The 16368-nt window shown below is 59.3% G+C and carries 17 protein-coding genes and 1 pseudogene; 8 read left to right on the forward strand and 10 right to left on the reverse strand.

From position 1 onward, the window contains the following. Positions 1–37 precede the first annotated feature (37 nt). On the forward strand, positions 38–361 hold the full coding sequence (locus LB556_RS28605; RefSeq protein WP_224570920.1) for a DUF1810 family protein: 324 nt from the start codon (positions 38–40) through the stop codon (positions 359–361). On the opposite strand, the gene LB556_RS28610 is transcribed toward LB556_RS28605, so the two are convergent. The 4 genes from LB556_RS28610 to petA form a co-directional block, all read right to left on the reverse strand. Further along, entirely contained in the window at positions 346–1317 is a 972-nt protein-coding gene (locus tag LB556_RS28610) for a pirin family protein (protein ID WP_224570921.1), read from the reverse strand. The two genes, LB556_RS28605 and LB556_RS28610, sit on opposite strands and share 16 nt — an antisense overlap. Further along, positions 1314–2882, reverse strand: coding sequence for a mechanosensitive ion channel family protein (locus LB556_RS28615; RefSeq protein WP_263485588.1), 1569 nt, complete (start codon positions 2880–2882; stop codon positions 1314–1316). Before LB556_RS28615 ends, LB556_RS28610 begins: the two co-directional genes overlap by 4 nt. 140 nt (positions 2883–3022) lie before the next feature. Then, the gene (locus tag LB556_RS28620) at positions 3023–4327 is read right to left on the reverse strand and encodes a cytochrome b (protein ID WP_224570923.1); all 1305 of its coding nucleotides are present in this window, start codon (positions 4325–4327) and stop codon (positions 3023–3025) included. Positions 4328–4338: 11 nt separating this feature from the next. Continuing rightward, the gene (gene petA / locus LB556_RS28625) at positions 4339–4815 is read right to left on the reverse strand and encodes a ubiquinol-cytochrome c reductase iron-sulfur subunit (RefSeq protein WP_224570924.1); all 477 of its coding nucleotides are present in this window, start codon (positions 4813–4815) and stop codon (positions 4339–4341) included. 446 nt (positions 4816–5261) lie between these two features. Here petA and LB556_RS28630 point away from each other — a divergent pair, with 446 nt between their 5' ends. Then, positions 5262–5846, forward strand: a complete 585-nt coding sequence (locus tag LB556_RS28630) for a glutathione binding-like protein (RefSeq protein WP_224570925.1) — start codon at positions 5262–5264, stop codon at positions 5844–5846. A 649-nt stretch (positions 5847–6495) separates the two neighbouring features. Here the strand turns inward: LB556_RS28630 and LB556_RS28635 are convergent. Continuing rightward, positions 6496–7287: pseudogene (locus LB556_RS28635) on the reverse strand (IS110 family transposase); the annotation flags it as partial. Here LB556_RS28635 and LB556_RS28640 point away from each other — a divergent pair. Together LB556_RS28640 and LB556_RS28645 are read left to right on the forward strand one after the other, a co-directional pair. Then, entirely contained in the window at positions 7273–7401 is a 129-nt protein-coding gene (locus LB556_RS28640) for a hypothetical protein (protein ID WP_224570926.1), read from the forward strand. The pseudogene LB556_RS28635 and the gene LB556_RS28640 sit on opposite strands and share 15 nt — an antisense overlap. An 11-nt stretch (positions 7402–7412) precedes the next feature. Further along, entirely contained in the window at positions 7413–7688 is a 276-nt protein-coding gene (locus tag LB556_RS28645; RefSeq protein WP_224570927.1) for a hypothetical protein, read from the forward strand. A 432-nt stretch (positions 7689–8120) separates the two neighbouring features. On the opposite strand, the gene LB556_RS28650 is transcribed toward LB556_RS28645, so the two are convergent. After that, a complete protein-coding gene (locus LB556_RS28650) occupies positions 8121–8363 on the reverse strand; it encodes a DUF982 domain-containing protein (protein ID WP_224570928.1) in 243 nt (80 codons plus the stop codon). A gap of 197 nt (positions 8364–8560) precedes the next feature. Here LB556_RS28650 and LB556_RS28655 point away from each other — a divergent pair, with 197 nt between their 5' ends. Both LB556_RS28655 and LB556_RS28660 read left to right on the forward strand, forming a co-directional pair. Beyond that, positions 8561–8767 (forward strand): hypothetical protein, encoded by a 207-nt coding sequence (locus tag LB556_RS28655; protein WP_224570929.1) that lies wholly within the window; start codon positions 8561–8563, stop codon positions 8765–8767. A gap of 36 nt (positions 8768–8803) precedes the next feature. Next, on the forward strand, positions 8804–9025 hold the full coding sequence (locus LB556_RS28660) for a hypothetical protein (protein ID WP_224570930.1): 222 nt from the start codon (positions 8804–8806) through the stop codon (positions 9023–9025). Between the two features lie 235 nt (positions 9026–9260). Here the strand turns inward: LB556_RS28660 and LB556_RS28665 are convergent, their stop codons facing one another. The 4 genes from LB556_RS28665 to LB556_RS28685 all read right to left on the reverse strand — a co-directional run bounded on the left by LB556_RS28665 (position 9261) and on the right by LB556_RS28685 (position 13881). Next, a complete protein-coding gene (locus tag LB556_RS28665; protein ID WP_224570931.1) occupies positions 9261–9917 on the reverse strand; it encodes an outer membrane protein in 657 nt (218 codons plus the stop codon). Positions 9918–11250: 1333 nt separating this feature from the next. Continuing rightward, on the reverse strand, positions 11251–11637 hold the full coding sequence (locus LB556_RS28675) for a hypothetical protein (protein WP_224570932.1): 387 nt from the start codon (positions 11635–11637) through the stop codon (positions 11251–11253). A gap of 1 nt (position 11638) precedes the next feature. Continuing rightward, positions 11639–12604, reverse strand: coding sequence for a PQQ-binding-like beta-propeller repeat protein (locus tag LB556_RS28680; protein WP_224570933.1), 966 nt, complete (start codon positions 12602–12604; stop codon positions 11639–11641). Between the two features lie 836 nt (positions 12605–13440). Then, entirely contained in the window at positions 13441–13881 is a 441-nt protein-coding gene (locus LB556_RS28685; protein WP_224570934.1) for an Lrp/AsnC family transcriptional regulator, read from the reverse strand. Between the two features lie 133 nt (positions 13882–14014). On the opposite strand from LB556_RS28685, the gene rocF reads away from it, so the two are divergent. Both rocF and LB556_RS28695 read left to right on the forward strand, forming a co-directional pair. After that, the gene (gene rocF, locus LB556_RS28690) at positions 14015–14947 is read left to right on the forward strand and encodes an arginase (RefSeq protein ID WP_224570935.1); all 933 of its coding nucleotides are present in this window, start codon (positions 14015–14017) and stop codon (positions 14945–14947) included. 2 nt (positions 14948–14949) lie between these two features. Next, on the forward strand, positions 14950–16005 hold the full coding sequence (locus LB556_RS28695) for an ornithine cyclodeaminase (RefSeq protein WP_224570936.1): 1056 nt from the start codon (positions 14950–14952) through the stop codon (positions 16003–16005). Positions 16006–16368 lie beyond the last annotated feature (363 nt).

Raw genomic sequence — 16368 nt, forward strand, 5'->3', positions numbered from 1 at the left:
CCCGAATACAGCTGTTTGCAAAAAGGTCTGAGTCGAGATGGACGACCAATATAATTTGCAGAGGTTCGTCAACGCTCAGGATCCCGTGTACGGCGATACGCTGGCTATGCTGCGTCGAAGCATGATGTGTACTCCATACATGGAGTTGATCTTCCCGAGGTTGGCTACAGGGCGAAGCGACACTGAAGCCGATCCGTACGCGATCACCTCACTCGACGAGGCAGGCGCTTACCTCCAACTGCCGACTGGGCGGTCGTTATCGGGAATGTGTCGGCGCACTGCAACGACTTTCCAATCTCGAAGATGGTTCGACGGTCAAATCGACGAGGGTACGATGCGCAAACTCTACTCGATGTCATAACGCCGCCGGCGACGCGCGGATGTGGCCGCCGCCGAAACCGTCACCGCCCTATTTCCTCCTGGCAGAGGCATCAATCCCTGTTCCCCTGGTACTCCCGGGAAGCGGCCTTCACGCCAGTCCGCCTTTGCCTGCTCAATCCGGTCAACTGAGGAGGAGACGAAGTTCCAATGGATATAACGTGGTTCGGAAAGAGGCTCGCCGCCGATCAGCATCAGCCGCGCGGCATGGAAGGCAGGCGCCCGGAGCACGATCTCGGTGCCGGGCGCTAGCATGATGAATTCGCCTTCACCGAACGTCCCAAGTTGGCCCATGACTTCGATCTCCCCGGAGACAACATAGATCGCACGCTCGCGATATCCGGGTTTCACCTGATATCGCGCACTGCCCGTGAGCACGATTTCGGCGCAGACCAGGTCGGAGTACGTCCTTGCCGGAGAGACCAACCCGTCGGACACCCCTGCGATCAAAGTGAACTCGACCCCGTCGGCACAGATCCGTGGGATTTCGGGAGCGCCATAATGCGCAAAGTGGGGAGCAACTTCTTCGTGCCGGGAGGGGAGCGCCACCCAAGCCTGGACGCCGAAGAGATTGCTTCCCCGCGTTCGGGCTTCTGGCGACGTGCGTTCGGAATGGACGATGCCGGACCCGGCCGTCATCCAGTTGACCTCGCCGGGACGGATGGCCTGCACTTCACCGAGATTGTCGCGATGGATGATCTCCCCGTCGAACAGATAGGTCATGGCCGCGATCCCGATATGCGGATGCGGGCCCATGTCGAAACCACGACCCGCGTCGAATACCGCGGGGCCGAAATGGTCGAACAGGATGAAGGAGCCGATCATCAGGCGGTTCGAGGAGGGCAATACGCGCCGCACCTTCAAACCGTCGGCAAAATCACCCATAGCAGGCTGCCTGAGTGAATCGATGCCGACGATGTCGCCTTGGACAATGGTCATGGATGTTCATCCTTCTGCTTGCCCTCTCGGCCAGGTGCTCGAACGTGCTTGAACGGGGTGGTTTGGAAGACAGCCTGAATGGCATTCAGGAGCGCGAATTTAGAGCTCTCGTGCTGCTGGCCGGGCATGCCGGTTTCCCCGTAGGCCGACGTCCCCATCGACAGGATTGCCGCTAGATCTTCGGCCATCTCGGGCCTGTTGAGCAGCAGCGGCGCGAAGCTCTCCTGGTCTATCTTGTAGACCACGACGTGGGTCATTGCCCGCAATGTCGGCATCTCGCCAATACCGGCGAGCAGGCCGGTCTCGCCAAAGAAGTCGCCAGGCGCAAGCCGACCAACCTCCTGCATGCTAGCATTCCCCTGGGCATGTTGCCGGACGATCACGCCCTTCCGAACAATCATGAGGGACGGCAGCATCTCTCCCTGTTCTGCAATGACGTCGCCCTTGCGGTAGCTGCGAACCGAGATCGCCGCGGCAAGCGACTCCTGCTCGGCATCCGTTAGGGCCGAGAAGATCGGTATGGCCTTGATCAGGTCGATCGCGGCGAAGCCTCGGGAGGTCGCCGTCCCGTCACTTGGTGAGGAGGTCATGACCACCGAAGCCGAAAGTGGCGCAGCCAGCAGCACGCCGACTGACCTTGAATGGCGATAGACGAGATCGAAGATCTCGTTCCGAGCTGTAATCCGCTGATCAAGGTTGGCGACGCGAAATGACAGCTCGATCCCGATTGCAGCCGCATCCAGGCTTGTGATGGCAACCGCGGGCGATGGGTCCTGGAGGATCGAGTTGCAGCTCAGCAGGACCATGCGCATCGTGTCTACGATGACGGCCGGCGTCTTCGTCAGCGACATCTTGATCGTCACGGCAAGTCCATGGCTCTCGTCTGGGCCGCTAAGATTTGTCACCCCGATTTTGGCGACAAGGCTGTTCGGAAGCGCGATGACGTTGTGGGCCGGGGTGAGGAGTTGGGTCGAGCGCCAATTGGTCTCGACGACGCGGCCCTCGGTTCCGTCGTTCAGAATGATCCAGTTTCCCAGCACGTAAGGGCGGCCGAGGTTAAGCGCGATTCCCGAAAATACGTCGCCAAGCGTATTCTGGAGCGCCAAACCCAGCATGACCGCAAAGACACCCGACGTGGCGATGAGCGTTCCGACCGGCACGGCAAAGACGAACGCCAGTATTGAAAGGAGCATTCCCGTGTAGACGATGCCGACCACGACATCCTGGAGGAGGCGTGCCTCATGCGACTTTCGCTCGAACACGACATAGATGCGGACAAACCCGATCAGCGCCCAGGCAAGATGTATCCACCACAGCAGCTTGACCGATCCGATGAGGATCGCTCGGCTGGTCGTCTCATCGCCTCCTGTCGGCTCGTACGGGACGACTCGCAGTTCAAGAACCATGATCGACATTGCAAGGAAAAAGACCAGTTGGACGATCAGCCTCGCATTGGCGAAGCGTCCCGGAACGAGATTCCAGACGACAATTCCAGCCAGGCCGATCAACACGATGTAGATGAGAGGAGAGCTCGACCAGCTCAATGCCAGACCTGGATCGACCATAATCGCAACCTTGGTTTTCGAACTTGCGGCAGGGTGATTCCTGGCGCTCGACACGAAGTTGTCTCGCCGCTTCGACGTAAGGGCTCGGCTTGATCCAAAGCGTTTTTTATCGGCGCATGTTCAAGCAGACGGAGAGACGATCATCGTCGCTCAACTTTCGGCGTCCGGCCCGGCGACCGCCTTTTGGCGCCGGCTCCCCTGTTCTTCTCGAGCACCGCTTCGGTAATCGAATTCGGCAGCCGGCGTGGCTTTTCGATGAAGCCCAGCACCGGAAGTGCGATCAGGAAGAAGGCGAAGTAGTAGAGCGTCGCCAACTGAGACAGGACGATGTACGTGCCTTCGGCCGGCCGCGAACCAAGCCAGCCGAGAAACAGGCCATTGGCGACGAAGAGCCAAAAGAACACTCTGTACCGGGGCCTGTAAACGGCCGAGCGAACCTTGGACCTGTCGAGCCACGGCACGGCGAACAGCACCGCGATCGAGCCGAACATGGCGAGCACGCCACCGAGTTTGGAGTCGATCGGTCCGACATTGAAGGTGATGGCGCGCAGGATCGCATAGAAGGGCAGGAAGTACCATTCCGGCACGATGTGCGCGGGTGTCTTCAGCGGATTTGCGATTGTGTTGTTGTCAGGATGGCCGAGATAGTTCGGCAGGTAGAAGACGAAATAGGCGAAGAAGAACAGGAACACGATGATGCCGAATGCGTCCTTGACTGTAGCATAGGGCGTGAAGTCCACGACATCGGTTTTCGATTTCACATCAATGCCAGCTGGATTGTTCTGCCCGACGACGTGAAGCGCCCAGACATGCAAGGTCACCACACCTGCAAGCACAAACGGCAACAGGTAATGCAGGGCAAAGAAGCGGTTCAGCGTCGGATTGCTGACCGCGAAACCGCCGAGCAGGAGCCGCTGGAACCAGCCGCCGGCCAGTGGGATGGCCGTAAAAAAGTTGGTAATGACCGTGGCTCCCCAGAATGACATCTGGCCCCAAGGCAGCACATAGCCCATGAAGGCGATCGCCATCATCAGCAAAAGGTTCGTACATCCGAGCAACCACAGCAGCTCACGCGGCGCCTTGTAAGAGCCGTAGTAGAGCCCGCGGCAGATATGGACGTAGGCGGCGATGAAGAAGAAGGAGGCGCCGTTCGCATGGAGAGAGCGCAGCAGCCATCCCGAATTCACGTCGCGCATGATCTTTTCGACTGAATCGAAAGCCAGTCCGGTATCGGGAGCGTAATGCATTGCCAGCACGATTCCGGTCAGGATCTGCGAAACCAGCATGACCGTGAGAATGCCGCCGAATGTATAGACGTAGTTCAAATTGCGTGGGACGGGATACACGATGAAGCTATCGTGCACCAGCCGCGGCAGCGGCAGGCGGGCGTCGAACCAGCGCTCGATTCCGGTCTTGGGCGAATAGCTCGAATGTTTGTCGCTCATCGAATGCCCCCTCAGCCGATACGGATCCTGGTGTCGGCAATGAACTGAACCACGGGTACCGCCATATTCTCGGGAGCCGGGCCTTTGCGGATGCGGCCGGCAGTATCGTATTGCGAGCCGTGGCACGGGCAGAGCCAGCCCTTGAACTCGCCTTGCTGGCCAACCGGGATGCAGCCGCTATGCGTGCAGACCTGGACCATCACGATCCAGGCTTCCTTGCCCGGGACAGCACGGTTTGCGTCGATTGCCGGCGCATCGGCCGGCAGATTGGCGTTACGGGCGATCGGATCCTTGAGCTCGGCCAAGCTTACAGCTTTGCCGTCCTCAATTTCCTTCTCGGTGCGGTTGCGCACGACGACGGGCTTGCCGCGCCATTGCACGACCAGCGACATTCCCGGCATCAGCGAGGAGACGTCAACTTCGACCCTGGCCATTGCCTCGGCGGGCAATGCGGCAGTGCCGGTCTCGATTTCGGAAAGCTCGGCCATGATGAGGACTCCTCTGATTGGAAAGCTGCTCCAGTGCGTCGGCGTCAGTCGGGGAAACCCGGCCGCGGCCTTCGCCTTTCGCGCTTGCTCATTTCGAGTTGAACTATGCAGGCCGTGGCGGGATGTGGGCCATCGTGCCAAGGGCACGTGCGTCCAATACTTTCGTTTATGATTCCTGAGCGAATGATTACCGGAGCGTCGAGGACGCCAGGCGTGGTGGTTCTGAATTCTTGGCTGTCGCCGTTCGCCACCTGAGCGGGATTCCGGCATTGCATGCGGCAATCGCAGAACGATTGCTTAGCTTGATCATACCTCGGCATAGGGCACGCCTACCTATCGGTGTCGTAGCCTTCCTTCCCGGCAAGTGAAAGTTTCTAGAACATCAAGGACGCGGCTCCGCCCGGTGAATTTACGAACTGCGTCCGCACTTAAACAAAGGAAAAACCGTGAAACTCTATTACAGCCCGCTCGCCTGCAGCCTGGCCGACCACATCGCACTGGAGGAGGCGGGTGCCGCTTTCGAGCGCGAAACGGTCAATCTCAAAACCAAACGAACGGGGTCGGGGGATGATTTCACCACTGTCACGCGCAAGGGGTATGTTCCCGCCCTCGTGCTGGATAGCGGGGAAACGCTGACAGAAAATGTCGCGGTCCTCGATTGGATAGCGGCGCAATACCCGGCACTCGGCGTGGAAGGGCCGATGGGTCGTACGCGCGTTCTCGAAGCGCTGACCTACGTATCTACCGAAATACACCGAAGCTTCAAACCCATGTGGCACCAAGGCAGCGATGCTGAAATGGCCAAGGCGCGCACCACGATTACGGCGCAACTCGATCTCTTCGCGAACGGTCTCAAGACGGATTATCTGTTCGGCGAGAAACCCAGCGTGGCGGACTTCTACCTTTTCGTGATGCTGCTTTGGGCAGCCCGCTTCCAAGTCCCTGTTCCCGCTCCTTTGGAAGCGCTGCGCGCCAGAATTGCGGCCCGCCCGGCCGTTCGCATCACAATGAAGCGCGAGGGCCTCGTCTAAGTGCGAGACCGGCCGCGTGTCGTGCCACCCTTCAGCCACAACACACTACGAAGGAGTTTGTCCATGCTTCCGTTGCTGCAAACCTCCATTAGCCAGCGGAGTCTTTCGCACCTTGTAGATTCCCACACGAGATCAATGACTTACTATAAACTCGCACATTGCAGCAAAGGCGCGCAATGTGCGAGAAGTGGGGAAAACACCAGCAAAAACAGCCAACCGAGCGCCGCACAATGTGTGGCCTTTTATCTTGCCATCTTAATCGGTCGTTGTTGCGAGACTTGAATTCCATCGTCGTTCCTCCTCAAGCCTACGATAATACACTATACTATACTCTATACTACGATTCCGTAGTCTGGCGTTGAGTCCGATGCGCCGTGCAGTCTTCCGCGTTCTGCGACGGGGTAGTTGCGCTGCTTATTTGCAGCACTGGAACTGTCGTGGTGCACTTTTCCATCGGACTGACGGAGCAGCGTCACAGGCAATCCGGCGCGGTCCGGCCGTCTGTCGATCGGCGCGGCCGCAGGCAAAGATAACGTGCGCTCCGTCGTTCCTGGTCTGCGTCGGTCCTCATCCGCCGGAGCGGATCTCTTGTGTCAGATGTCGCCCGTCGGCGTGCCGGCGCCATGCGTTTCAACTGTCGGTCTTCTGCTCATCCATGCGCTCCGAGCAGCTTGCAGGCCCTGTCATAGGTACGCCGGCTGGCATCCGCCTGCCTTGCCGTCGGATCGCCGACATAGAACGTGCCGTCGCTCCACATCGCCTGCATGATCACCGCCAGCTTGCGCGCCAAAGCGACACCGGCCTTGCGGTGGCAGGAGCGTCTGGATCGCCTGGCCCCAACTCTCGACCCTGTCGGAGCCCTTAGAGCGGGTCATCAAGCCGGACGCCGCCTCGTAAAGCGAGCGTCGCACATCAGCATCGCCGGCTTCGATATGCGACCCTGAACGTCGATCGAGGTGCCCGACTGCCACCGTCGCGACGTCAGCCCGAAGAAGGCCGCGACGTCGCGCGAGCGGCGGAAGCGTGACGGATCATCGATCGCCGTCATGAACGAAAGTGCTGTGACGGGCCGACGCCGGGGATTGCCATGAAGCGTCGGCACAGTTCGCTGCGTGCCACCATTTTTTACGACGAGATCGTGCAGCCGGCAGTACTGCCTCCAAAGCGCGGCGCGCGCCGACAGCATGGCGTCCATCAGTTCGGACGACAGCGGATCGTCCACCACAGCCTGGCGCACCGCCTGCTCGAAAGCCCCTCGCCCGGCGTTGCTCAGGCGGATGCCGAATGCCTTGAGCGAATGGCGTATGGCATTCTCTAAATCGAGGAACTTGGCCTTCAGATTGCGCCGGTGGGTCAGCAAAAGCCGCGTCCGGTAGCAGCTTTCCGACTTGATATAGGCCTGTCGGAACCAGCCGGTTCGGATGACATGGGCGATGCCGAGCGGGCGCAGTTCGGTCGGCGTTCCGAGCGCCTAGATACCAATCAATTGGCGCTCGCGCTGGAAGAGTTCGAATTGCGCGTGGCATTGATCCGCAAGACCCCGCGGAGGCGCTGATCGCTACCCAGATGGCCGCCATCCACATGTCGATGATGAGGTTCGCCAATCTCGTTGCAAACTTGCCGGCCAATCCCTCCAACAACAGCCAGTTAGAGGCTTATGAGCGAAGCATGAACAGACTGGCCCGGACATTCGCGGCCCAGGTTGAGGCTCTGAAGCGGTATCGTAGCAAAGGCGAGCAGCGCGTCATCGTGAAGAACGTCACGGTCAAGGACGGCGGCCAAGCCATTGTAAGCAACGTCGCCCAGGGGGTGGGGTACGGGTGGGGTGGCAAAAGAAAATGATCGATAACCGCATGCAAAGCGCTCATGCCGCCTCGAGATGTCACGCGAAAAGCAAACGCAGCGGAGTGCAGTGCCAAGCCCTTGCCGTCCGAGGTAAACGGGCGTGCCGAATGCATGGGGCGCGCGGCGGCGCACCGAAAGGCCCGGCGCCTGGGCGGTTTGAGCATGGTCGCTTCACATGTGAGGCTATCGAGCGATGGCGCGATTGGAATGCTGTTAGCTGCAGTGAAGGAGACAATTTCAGGGCTGTAGCTGTACACAGGTAGTTTACCTATCCGTAAGTCGCAGATCGAGCCCGAGCCGTTTACGAATGCGACCGGCAGCTAATGTCTCTGCTGCTCGGCGGGCCTCTATCCCGCCATGGCCCGCTGCCGCTTCCCCCAAAGCCCACGCGGCAGCGGGCCATCGAGTGACCTTTCCTGGCGGGCTTTCTTATGCGCTGCCGCCGGACAGCATTCCATTGGCCTTGGCGGCGGCAAGGAACGCTTTGCGCGCATTCTCGATCGTGCCGGTGCCTTCCGCAGCGGCAATGCACGCATCCACCGCAGCGCGCCACTTGGGGCCGTGGTTTCCCCACGTCAGCAGCTCTTCGGCTGCCGCATCAACATTGCTGACCATGCGGGTCACTCCGATCTGTTTCGTCTTGACCGGGACCGGAGATGAAAACCAGAGCATCGCCCCGGATATGCGGCAGTGCTAAAATTCGTCAAGACTTGCCTGATGGACGTCTACGACTGCCGCTGAGAGCAAAATGGCCCGCCTCTTCCGAAGGGCGAGCCATTAGAGAGGAACTGCCTAGAGCCGGTGAGCATCCACAGCCTCTCCTTCGACACGGTAACACATTAGTATCCGATTATGCTATGATTCGTCTTATGGGCAAAAAGGCAAAGCAGAAATTAAAGCAGGCTATCGTTGCACCACCGATAGACGACGAGGTCCAAACGGAAGCCGCCTATTATGCCCGCAAGTGCGGCATTACCCCTGAAGAAGCCGTGCGGATCATCGAAGCGGCCAATCGTTCGGAAGGGCGAAAGGGCGCTCCGGCTTTGGTTTCGGCGTCCCTGCGGCTTGCAAGATAAGGGGAACCTAATATCCCTCCGGCGGTTTTTGGGGCTATGAGCACACGGGGCATCAACTTTCTTGACAGATGGCTGGCAAACAACGTCCCGGACGCCACCACCGCAGATGTTATCTCGGTCGACGAACTGACGCACAAGCTTATCTTCGACGCCAAGGCGCTCGGCATCAAGAGAGGCGAGATCGACGAGGAGGTGGACAGCCTCTATCGAACCATCCTTGACGCGATTCTGCACTTTGATCCCGGTCTGCCAGAGTGAAGAAGTCAGACTGACCTGTTCCAGTGTGTTCGATCAACGGGCCTCATGCGCCATCGTGCTGGTGTTGGCGTGGCCGTTCTGACCGAATGGAACAAGTTGGGTTAACCGTAGTTCGACGATAAGGCGCCAAAGCATCCTCCCCCGCTCCCTAGGCGCACCGGCCCGCTGCTTTTCCCTTGGGCAGCGGGCCATTTCATCGACTTGGACTACGTGCCAACGCTCTAGGCGCGAACATCTAGAATTTCATAGCGATGCCGACACGAAAATCATGCGTCTGAAGAGTATGGTCGAGGGTACATCCGCCGCCACAATATTCGAGTGACTTCTTGCCGAAGAAGGAGAAGTCATACTCGCCGCGAAGGAATGCGTTATGGGTCAGCGCCACATCGACGCCGGCCCCTACGAGACCGCCCACCACAGTCGCATCGCGCTCGGCGTCCCCACCTGGGTAAAACGTTTTCAGCTTTGCAGCTGTGACGCCAGCGGTGACAAACGGCATATAGGCTCCCATGTCCATGCCGACACGTCCCTTCAGCGAACCGAACAAGCCCGTTGAAGCGTCAAGAATGCCGGGGCCGGGAATGTCGTCAAACGTGTTCTTCTTGAAGCGGTAGCCAAGCTCGCCTTCAATGCCGTAGACAACCTTGCCGGACTGCAAGTTATAGCCAGCGAATCCCCCAACGGTTGCCGAACCGACGCTGTGCGTAGCGCTGGCGCCGATATTCGGTTCTCTGATCTTGTAGTGCTCCAGCGTCCCCGCACCAAACACGCCCGCGTATGGCCCTTGCCATGTCCATTCGGTGGTATCGACGGGAGCCGTCATCAGATCGGCCGATAAGGCCGGTGCGCTGATCGAAAGCGAAATGAAGGAGGCGAGCAAAAAAGCTTTCATATCAATCCCCGTAGCCGAAGCACGTATTATCGACTCCACCGAAAAGGTTGTATGTAGCTCAAAGGCCACACCCGCGAGCCTAAATTCTTAAGCGGCGATGGACATCATTGGCGGAAATCGAGCGCTTCCTAGCGGCGGCCGAGGCGCCGCACAAGGCATCGTGAAGCCATTTATATCGCCGCATTGCGATCACTGTCGCGCAATGCAGGCGCTGCACGAGGCGCTTTTGAAGTCCGTGCGGGAAGTGACTGGGACGGATGCGCCGTTCGTCCCCGCTAATGACGCGTAGAGTCCAGATCGGAACATTAGCGCCATCTAACGGTTCTACCTATGCGATGTGTTCCCGGACCCTATGATCGGTAAAGAGCGATGGCAGTGGTGTTGGCTTTTGATTTCGTCCATTTTCTCGGGCTGACCGCAGACGAACTGCTAGTCGGAGCCGCGTCTTTCGCGGGGTGCCTGCTGGTCTTTAACGCTGTGTGGACTGACGGCACAAATCGATAGGCTGCGCGTGCCTGAGTAGCGAGGATCGGTACGCGATCGACCCCGCTACAACGTGTCCAATGGCAATTCCCAAGCCGATTGCGAAGCCGACGACAAAGTTCGCTGCCATCTTCAGGGCAAATTCGCTGTAGCGGCTTCCCTAGCTCGTTTGAGGGGCTTTCAAGGCGCTGGCGATGTCATCGAAAGCGTGTTCCATGCCGAGAATCTAGACCGGAACCGGGCAATGTGAATCCCCGGGTTGCTCTCGGGTTGTCGGACGATCTTCACAGGTCGCGCTTTGGCGACCTATTTAAGAACCGGCATGACGGGGAGGTCTGCCTTGGATTCCCAAGATAGCTGCGCGACTGGGCTTCTAAGGTAAGGATATGTAGCAAAGCGTCCAACGCGCCGGAGGAATGGGCGCACCGGAGGGGATTCGAACTAGTAATTTCTGCGTTGGGATAGTTGCACAATTAACCGATAGCCGCCCCGCTTGAATCTAGACGGTTTTGGCATGAGCCTTCCGGGGAACTGACCGGTCTGGGGCCGTCTTCTGCCTGTCCAGTTTCGAGTGCGAAATTGAGGAAGCTGCCCATTGGCGACCGCGCAAAGGCTTTCAACGACCGCCAGCTTGTGCCGCAGGTGGTAAAGTGAGCAGTTCGTCGCCTCCCCTCAACAACCATGCCTCCATGCGAACGTGACGAGGAGATCAAAGAGCTGCGGTGACGTTTTGCGTGAGCGCGATGTCCATTCGCGCCGTCCGGATTTGGTTTGGCCGGAAATGGAGCCGATATGGAAGGATCTCGGCAAGCTCGCCCGTTCTTGAGCGGACCGTCGATCCGGATTGCGTTCAACGCGGTGCGAGCTTCGGAAGAGCGGTCAGCTGCAGATGATAAGGATTGCCATTGCTGGCCTTCAGCCCCCCACCGACGAACTTGCCTTGGATATAATAGCGGCGATGGAGTTGCATTTTGTCGACATTGGCTCCGGCGACCGGCAGGTCATGAGCGGAGACTGCGCCCTGCGCCTCGTCGGAGAAGAGGACGTAGCCGTCGCGCCGGGCAAGCGGATAGCCCACGAGGTCTAGAACCTGGCCTGCATATTGATCTGGGTGCCAGGTGACCGAGCCTATCCGGTGAACCGCACCTCCGGCGCTGGCAACGGTCGCCGCGGCCGCGGCAACGCCAATCGCTATGAAGATGCGGGCTGCGCTTTGTCTTGCGGAAAAGTGGTTCATGTCAGTCCGCCTTTCCAACCCCTTGATCCGCTTTGATGATGTCGAGGCCGTCCGGGATATGAAGATAGCCGGGCTTCTCACCTCGCCGATGTGTAACCCCGTATTGCCAGAGGATCGTACTGGTCGCCTTATCGATGACGACGACGCGATGGTTCAGGTCGTCCGTTGCCAACACGTTGCCGTTCGGTAATTCGATGGCGAGCGACGGGTGATTGAGTTCCTCGTGAAGCTTGGCCTGATACCGCCAGACGACTTTCCCATCGCGCGTAATCTCGATGATCGTGCCGGGACGCGTGTAGCTCGCCACCAGGAAGTTTCCCAACTTCGTCATCTGTGGATCGGACGGGTAGCGGATCGGCAGTTTCAGATGCAGGATCTGCTTCCAGTTCTGGTCGAGCTCGATCAGGCCGTCGTCATTGATCGTGCTGACGAGGATGTGGCCGTTGGGCAAGGGCTTGTCGCCGTTGGGCGAAGCGAGGGCCGTGGCGTTGCCCCAGCACCGGCCGGTGACACCCGCCTGGCGAACGACTTTCTTATCGGGAGAAATCTCAAGAATGCGGCAGTTGCGGATGTCGGCGACGACGACATCGCCGTTCGCCAACTTATATGCGTCATCGGGAAAGTCGAGGTGACCCGCACTCGAACCGGGTTGGCCGAGCTTGCCGTACTCCCAGGTCACCTTCTTCGTCGCCCGGTCGATGATTCGGATCACCTGCTGATGCTCAAGATTGGTGATGATGCTTTTGCCGCCGTCTGCAAAGAAGGCGTCGTCCGCACCGGAACCGGGCGGAATGTCTGTGAAACGATATTGCCATAGGATCTGCTTCTGTGGACTGACGAGAAGCAGGCGGCCGTTGCCTCTGTCGGCGATCAGGACATCGTATCCGCCAAGGGCAACTGGGTCGGAAGGAGCAGCGGCAACAGCGGGATCTGGCTGTTGCGCGTTTTCGGCCGGAGAGCCGCTCATGTGCCCTGCGCCGGAACGCCCTGACGTCGCGCCACAAGCAGGCTGCCCTGACAAAACTGCCACGACGGCCGTTGCCGCAAAGCAAAGCGCCCGGATCGCCCTCCTTGTCGGTATCATGTGCATCTTGTTCATTTGCCCGCGAGGCATTTGCTTGCGTTCGCTGCTGCCCTCCGCAGCCCAGCTTTTCCGCCGTGGAAAGCGTGTCTGGCTTTCTTGCGAGGATGAGACGGGAGACAACGAGAGGCCTCCAACCGAGTACGATCCTGATTGTCTTAGAGAAGCCGCCTTACAAGCAACTGTCGACACCCATGCAGCTTTATACAGGGTGGCATATGCATGGGCAATCTCGATTGAGCCCAACGCAGTTTCGGGAAGGTCGGCTGCCCGGTCGCGGCTGGCGCCTTGCTGGCCGTCGGGGTTGGCGCGCGTCGGCCTCATGCCGGTCGACCCACATAGGATGGTCTGCGTCATCGGCACAGTGATCGCGGGCCTCGAGGACGATCTTCACGCCTATATCGACGGTCGGCTTGACGAGACTCGCAGAACTGAGGTCACGGCCTATCTGGAAAAGCATCCGGACGTCGACAGACGGTTCGCATTATATTCCGGCCAGCGCGGCATGCTGCGCTCTGCGCTTGACAAGTTTGTGGGCGCTTGTAGCCGTCTGGCTGAATTCATGAGATCTCAAAGTTTTCTTCACTTGTCTCCATGGCAGACTCTCTTTCGACAACTTTTCTAGTTGCCTTGGTGATTTCTACGTCTGCACTGGCTGACATGGTAAAGCATTAAGGCTGGCAAATTCTTGGGCCGTCGAGCCTCTGCTCAGTTTTCAAAACTTAAGTCAGTCGTGCTCGAGTCGTGCGCGGCGTGGCCAGGAGCAGGCTCGTTTCGCTGCCGGTTATGCCTGGTATGAGCCTTATGCGGCGCAGCACCGCATCGAAGTCCGTCAGTGAGGCGGTCCCGAGCTCAACCACCAGGTCCCAGCGGCCATTGGTGGTATGGATGGTCGAGACTTCCGGAAAACCGCCCAGTGCCCGTACCACTCGGTCGGCCGCATGGCCTTCAATCTCGACCAGCATGATACCGCGAATGCGTTGATCAACGGCGTCGGCGCGCAGCACCACTGTGTACCCGATGATGTCGCCGGAGCGTTCCAGCCGTTCCATGCGTGCCCTGACCGTGGCACGCGAGACGCCGAGATCGACGGCGAGATCAGAGACGCTCCGTCGAGCGTCATGTCGCAGCAGGGTTACGAGCCTTTCATCGAGGCTGTCCATCGGGATACCATTCTGACCAATTCTGCTGCCACTATGATAAACAATGCTTTGCAGATTGCCAATTCGGCCTGTTCATATCGCCGGCTCCCCATGATTTCCTCCGGTTATTCGAACTTCGGTAGCGGGATAAACAATGCGTTGCAAAATCGTCGGGGCGCCGGTGCAGGACGGTGCTGGCAGGATGGGCTGTGAAATGGGGCCGAGCGCGCTGCGGACCGCCGGACTTTCTGAGGTTTTGTCTGGTCTCGGGCACATTGTCGAGGACATGGGCACCGTGCAGGCAATGCCGGCAAGACGCATCGTGCACGGCAATTTGGCGCTTAAAGCCCTGCCTGAAATATCGGCCTGGACTTCAGCCATATCGGAGGCTGCCTACGCGGCAAGCGCGGGTGCCATGCCGATCTTTCTCGGCGGCGACCATTCGATCTCTGCGGGAACCGTATCGGGCCTCGCGCGCCGCGCCGCCGAAAGCGGGCGCCCGCTGTTCGTGCTGTGGCTTGACGCGCATCCGGACTTCCACACGCTCGATACCACCGCCAGTGGCAATCTGCATGGCGTTCCGCTCGCCTATGCCAGCGGCCAGCCGGGTTTCCACGGCTATTTTCCGGATCTGCCAGCGGCGGTCGATCCCAAGCGCATCTGCACCATGGGCCTGCGCAGTGTCGACCCGGCCGAGCGAAGAGCGCTTAATAAAGCAGGAGTGACCGTGCACGACATGCGCGCCATTGACGAGCATGGCATCGCGCCGCTGCTGCGCGCCTTTCTGGCACGCGTGTCGGCGCAAGACGGGCTGTTGCATGTCAGCCTCGACGTCGACTTTCTCGACCCGTCGATAGCGCCGGCAGTCGGCACGACGGTTCCCGGCGGTGCCACTTTTCGCGAGGCGCATCTAGTGATGGAGATGCTGTCCGACAGCGGGCTCGTCTCCAGCCTCGACCTGGTCGAACTGAATCCCTTTCTGGACGAGCGTGGCCGGACCGCAACGCTGATGGTCGACCTGACGGCAAGCCTCATGGGTCGCCGGATCATGGACCGCCCCACTCGTAGCCATTCCGGGAGCTTTTGACCGTGACTGCAGCAAAGCTGAACATCGTCCCTTTCGTCAGCGTCGACCGCATGATGAAACTGGTGATTGCTATCGGTGTCGAGCGTTTCCTGACGGAGCTCGCCGGTTACATCGAGGAGGACTTTCGCCGCTGGGAACTGTTCGACAAGACGCCACGGATCGCCTCACACAGCCATGACGGCGTCATCGAGCTGATGCCGACAAGCGATGGGCGTCTGTATGGCTTCAAATACGTCAACGGCCATCCGAAGAACATGCGACAGGGTTTGCAGACGGTGACGGCGTTCGGGGTGCTCGCCGACGTTGGCAGCGGCTACCCGATGTTGCTCACCGAAATGACCATCTTGACCGCGCTGCGCACCGCCGCGACATCCGCTGTCGCGGCCAAGTATCTGGCGCCAAGCGGCGCGCGCACCATGGCCATCATCGGTAATGGCGCCCAATCGGAATTCCAGGCGATCGCCTTCAAGGCGCTGACCGGCATCGACCGTCTGAGGCTCTACGATATCGACCGGTCCGCTTCGCTGAAATGCGCGAAGAACCTCGCAGGCATGGGGTTCGACATTACCATATGCTCGACAGGCCAGGAAACGGTTGAAGGCGCCGGCATCATCACGACAGTTACCGCAGACAAACAGAGCGCCACCATTCTCACCGACAATATGGTTGGTTCCGGCGTCCACATCAACGCTGTCGGCGGCGATTGCCCAGGTAAGACCGAACTGCACAAGGACATCCTGCTGCGCTCGGATATCTTCGTCGAATTCCCGCCGCAGACACGTATCGAGGGCGAAATTCAGCAGCTGGATTCCGACCATCCGGTGACCGAGCTCTGGGCAGTGATCGCCGCCAAGGCGCAAGGTCGCCGAGACGCCAAGCAGATCACACTGTTCGATTCCGTCGGCTTCGCCATCGAGGATTTTTCGGCGCTGCGTTATGTGCGTGACCAGTTGCAGGCGACCGGCCTTTACGAAGAGCTCGACCTGCTCGCCGACCCCGACGAGCCACGCGATCTATTTGGCATGCTGCTCAGGGCGGCCATGCAGCCAGCCGCGTGAGAACGTAGACCAAAACGAGTCCGAGGTCGTCGGGGATGTCTGCTTTCAGGCAGACGCAAAGCTGACCTCAACGACCGAAATGAGGGCGCAAAGCTGCCGTTGCGATTGCCCACGACGCGATCGAAAGTCACCTTGCACTAACATATCCAGCGTACGCAGCTTCTAAAATAATTAGAGCCTCCAAGCCGTGAGCATTACAGGCGTTTACCGGATCTGGGATTTTAACGATCTGGCCAAGACAAAAAAACGCCCCGGTCAGACCGGGACGGTTATTGATTTATGATGAAATTGGTTGCGGGGACAGGATTTGAACCTGTGACCTTCAGGTTATGAGCCTGACGAGCTACCGGGCTGCTCCACCCC

The organism is Mesorhizobium sp. ES1-4 (assembly GCF_020164745.1).
In the GTDB taxonomy this organism is placed as follows: Bacteria; Pseudomonadota; Alphaproteobacteria; order Rhizobiales; family Rhizobiaceae; genus Mesorhizobium.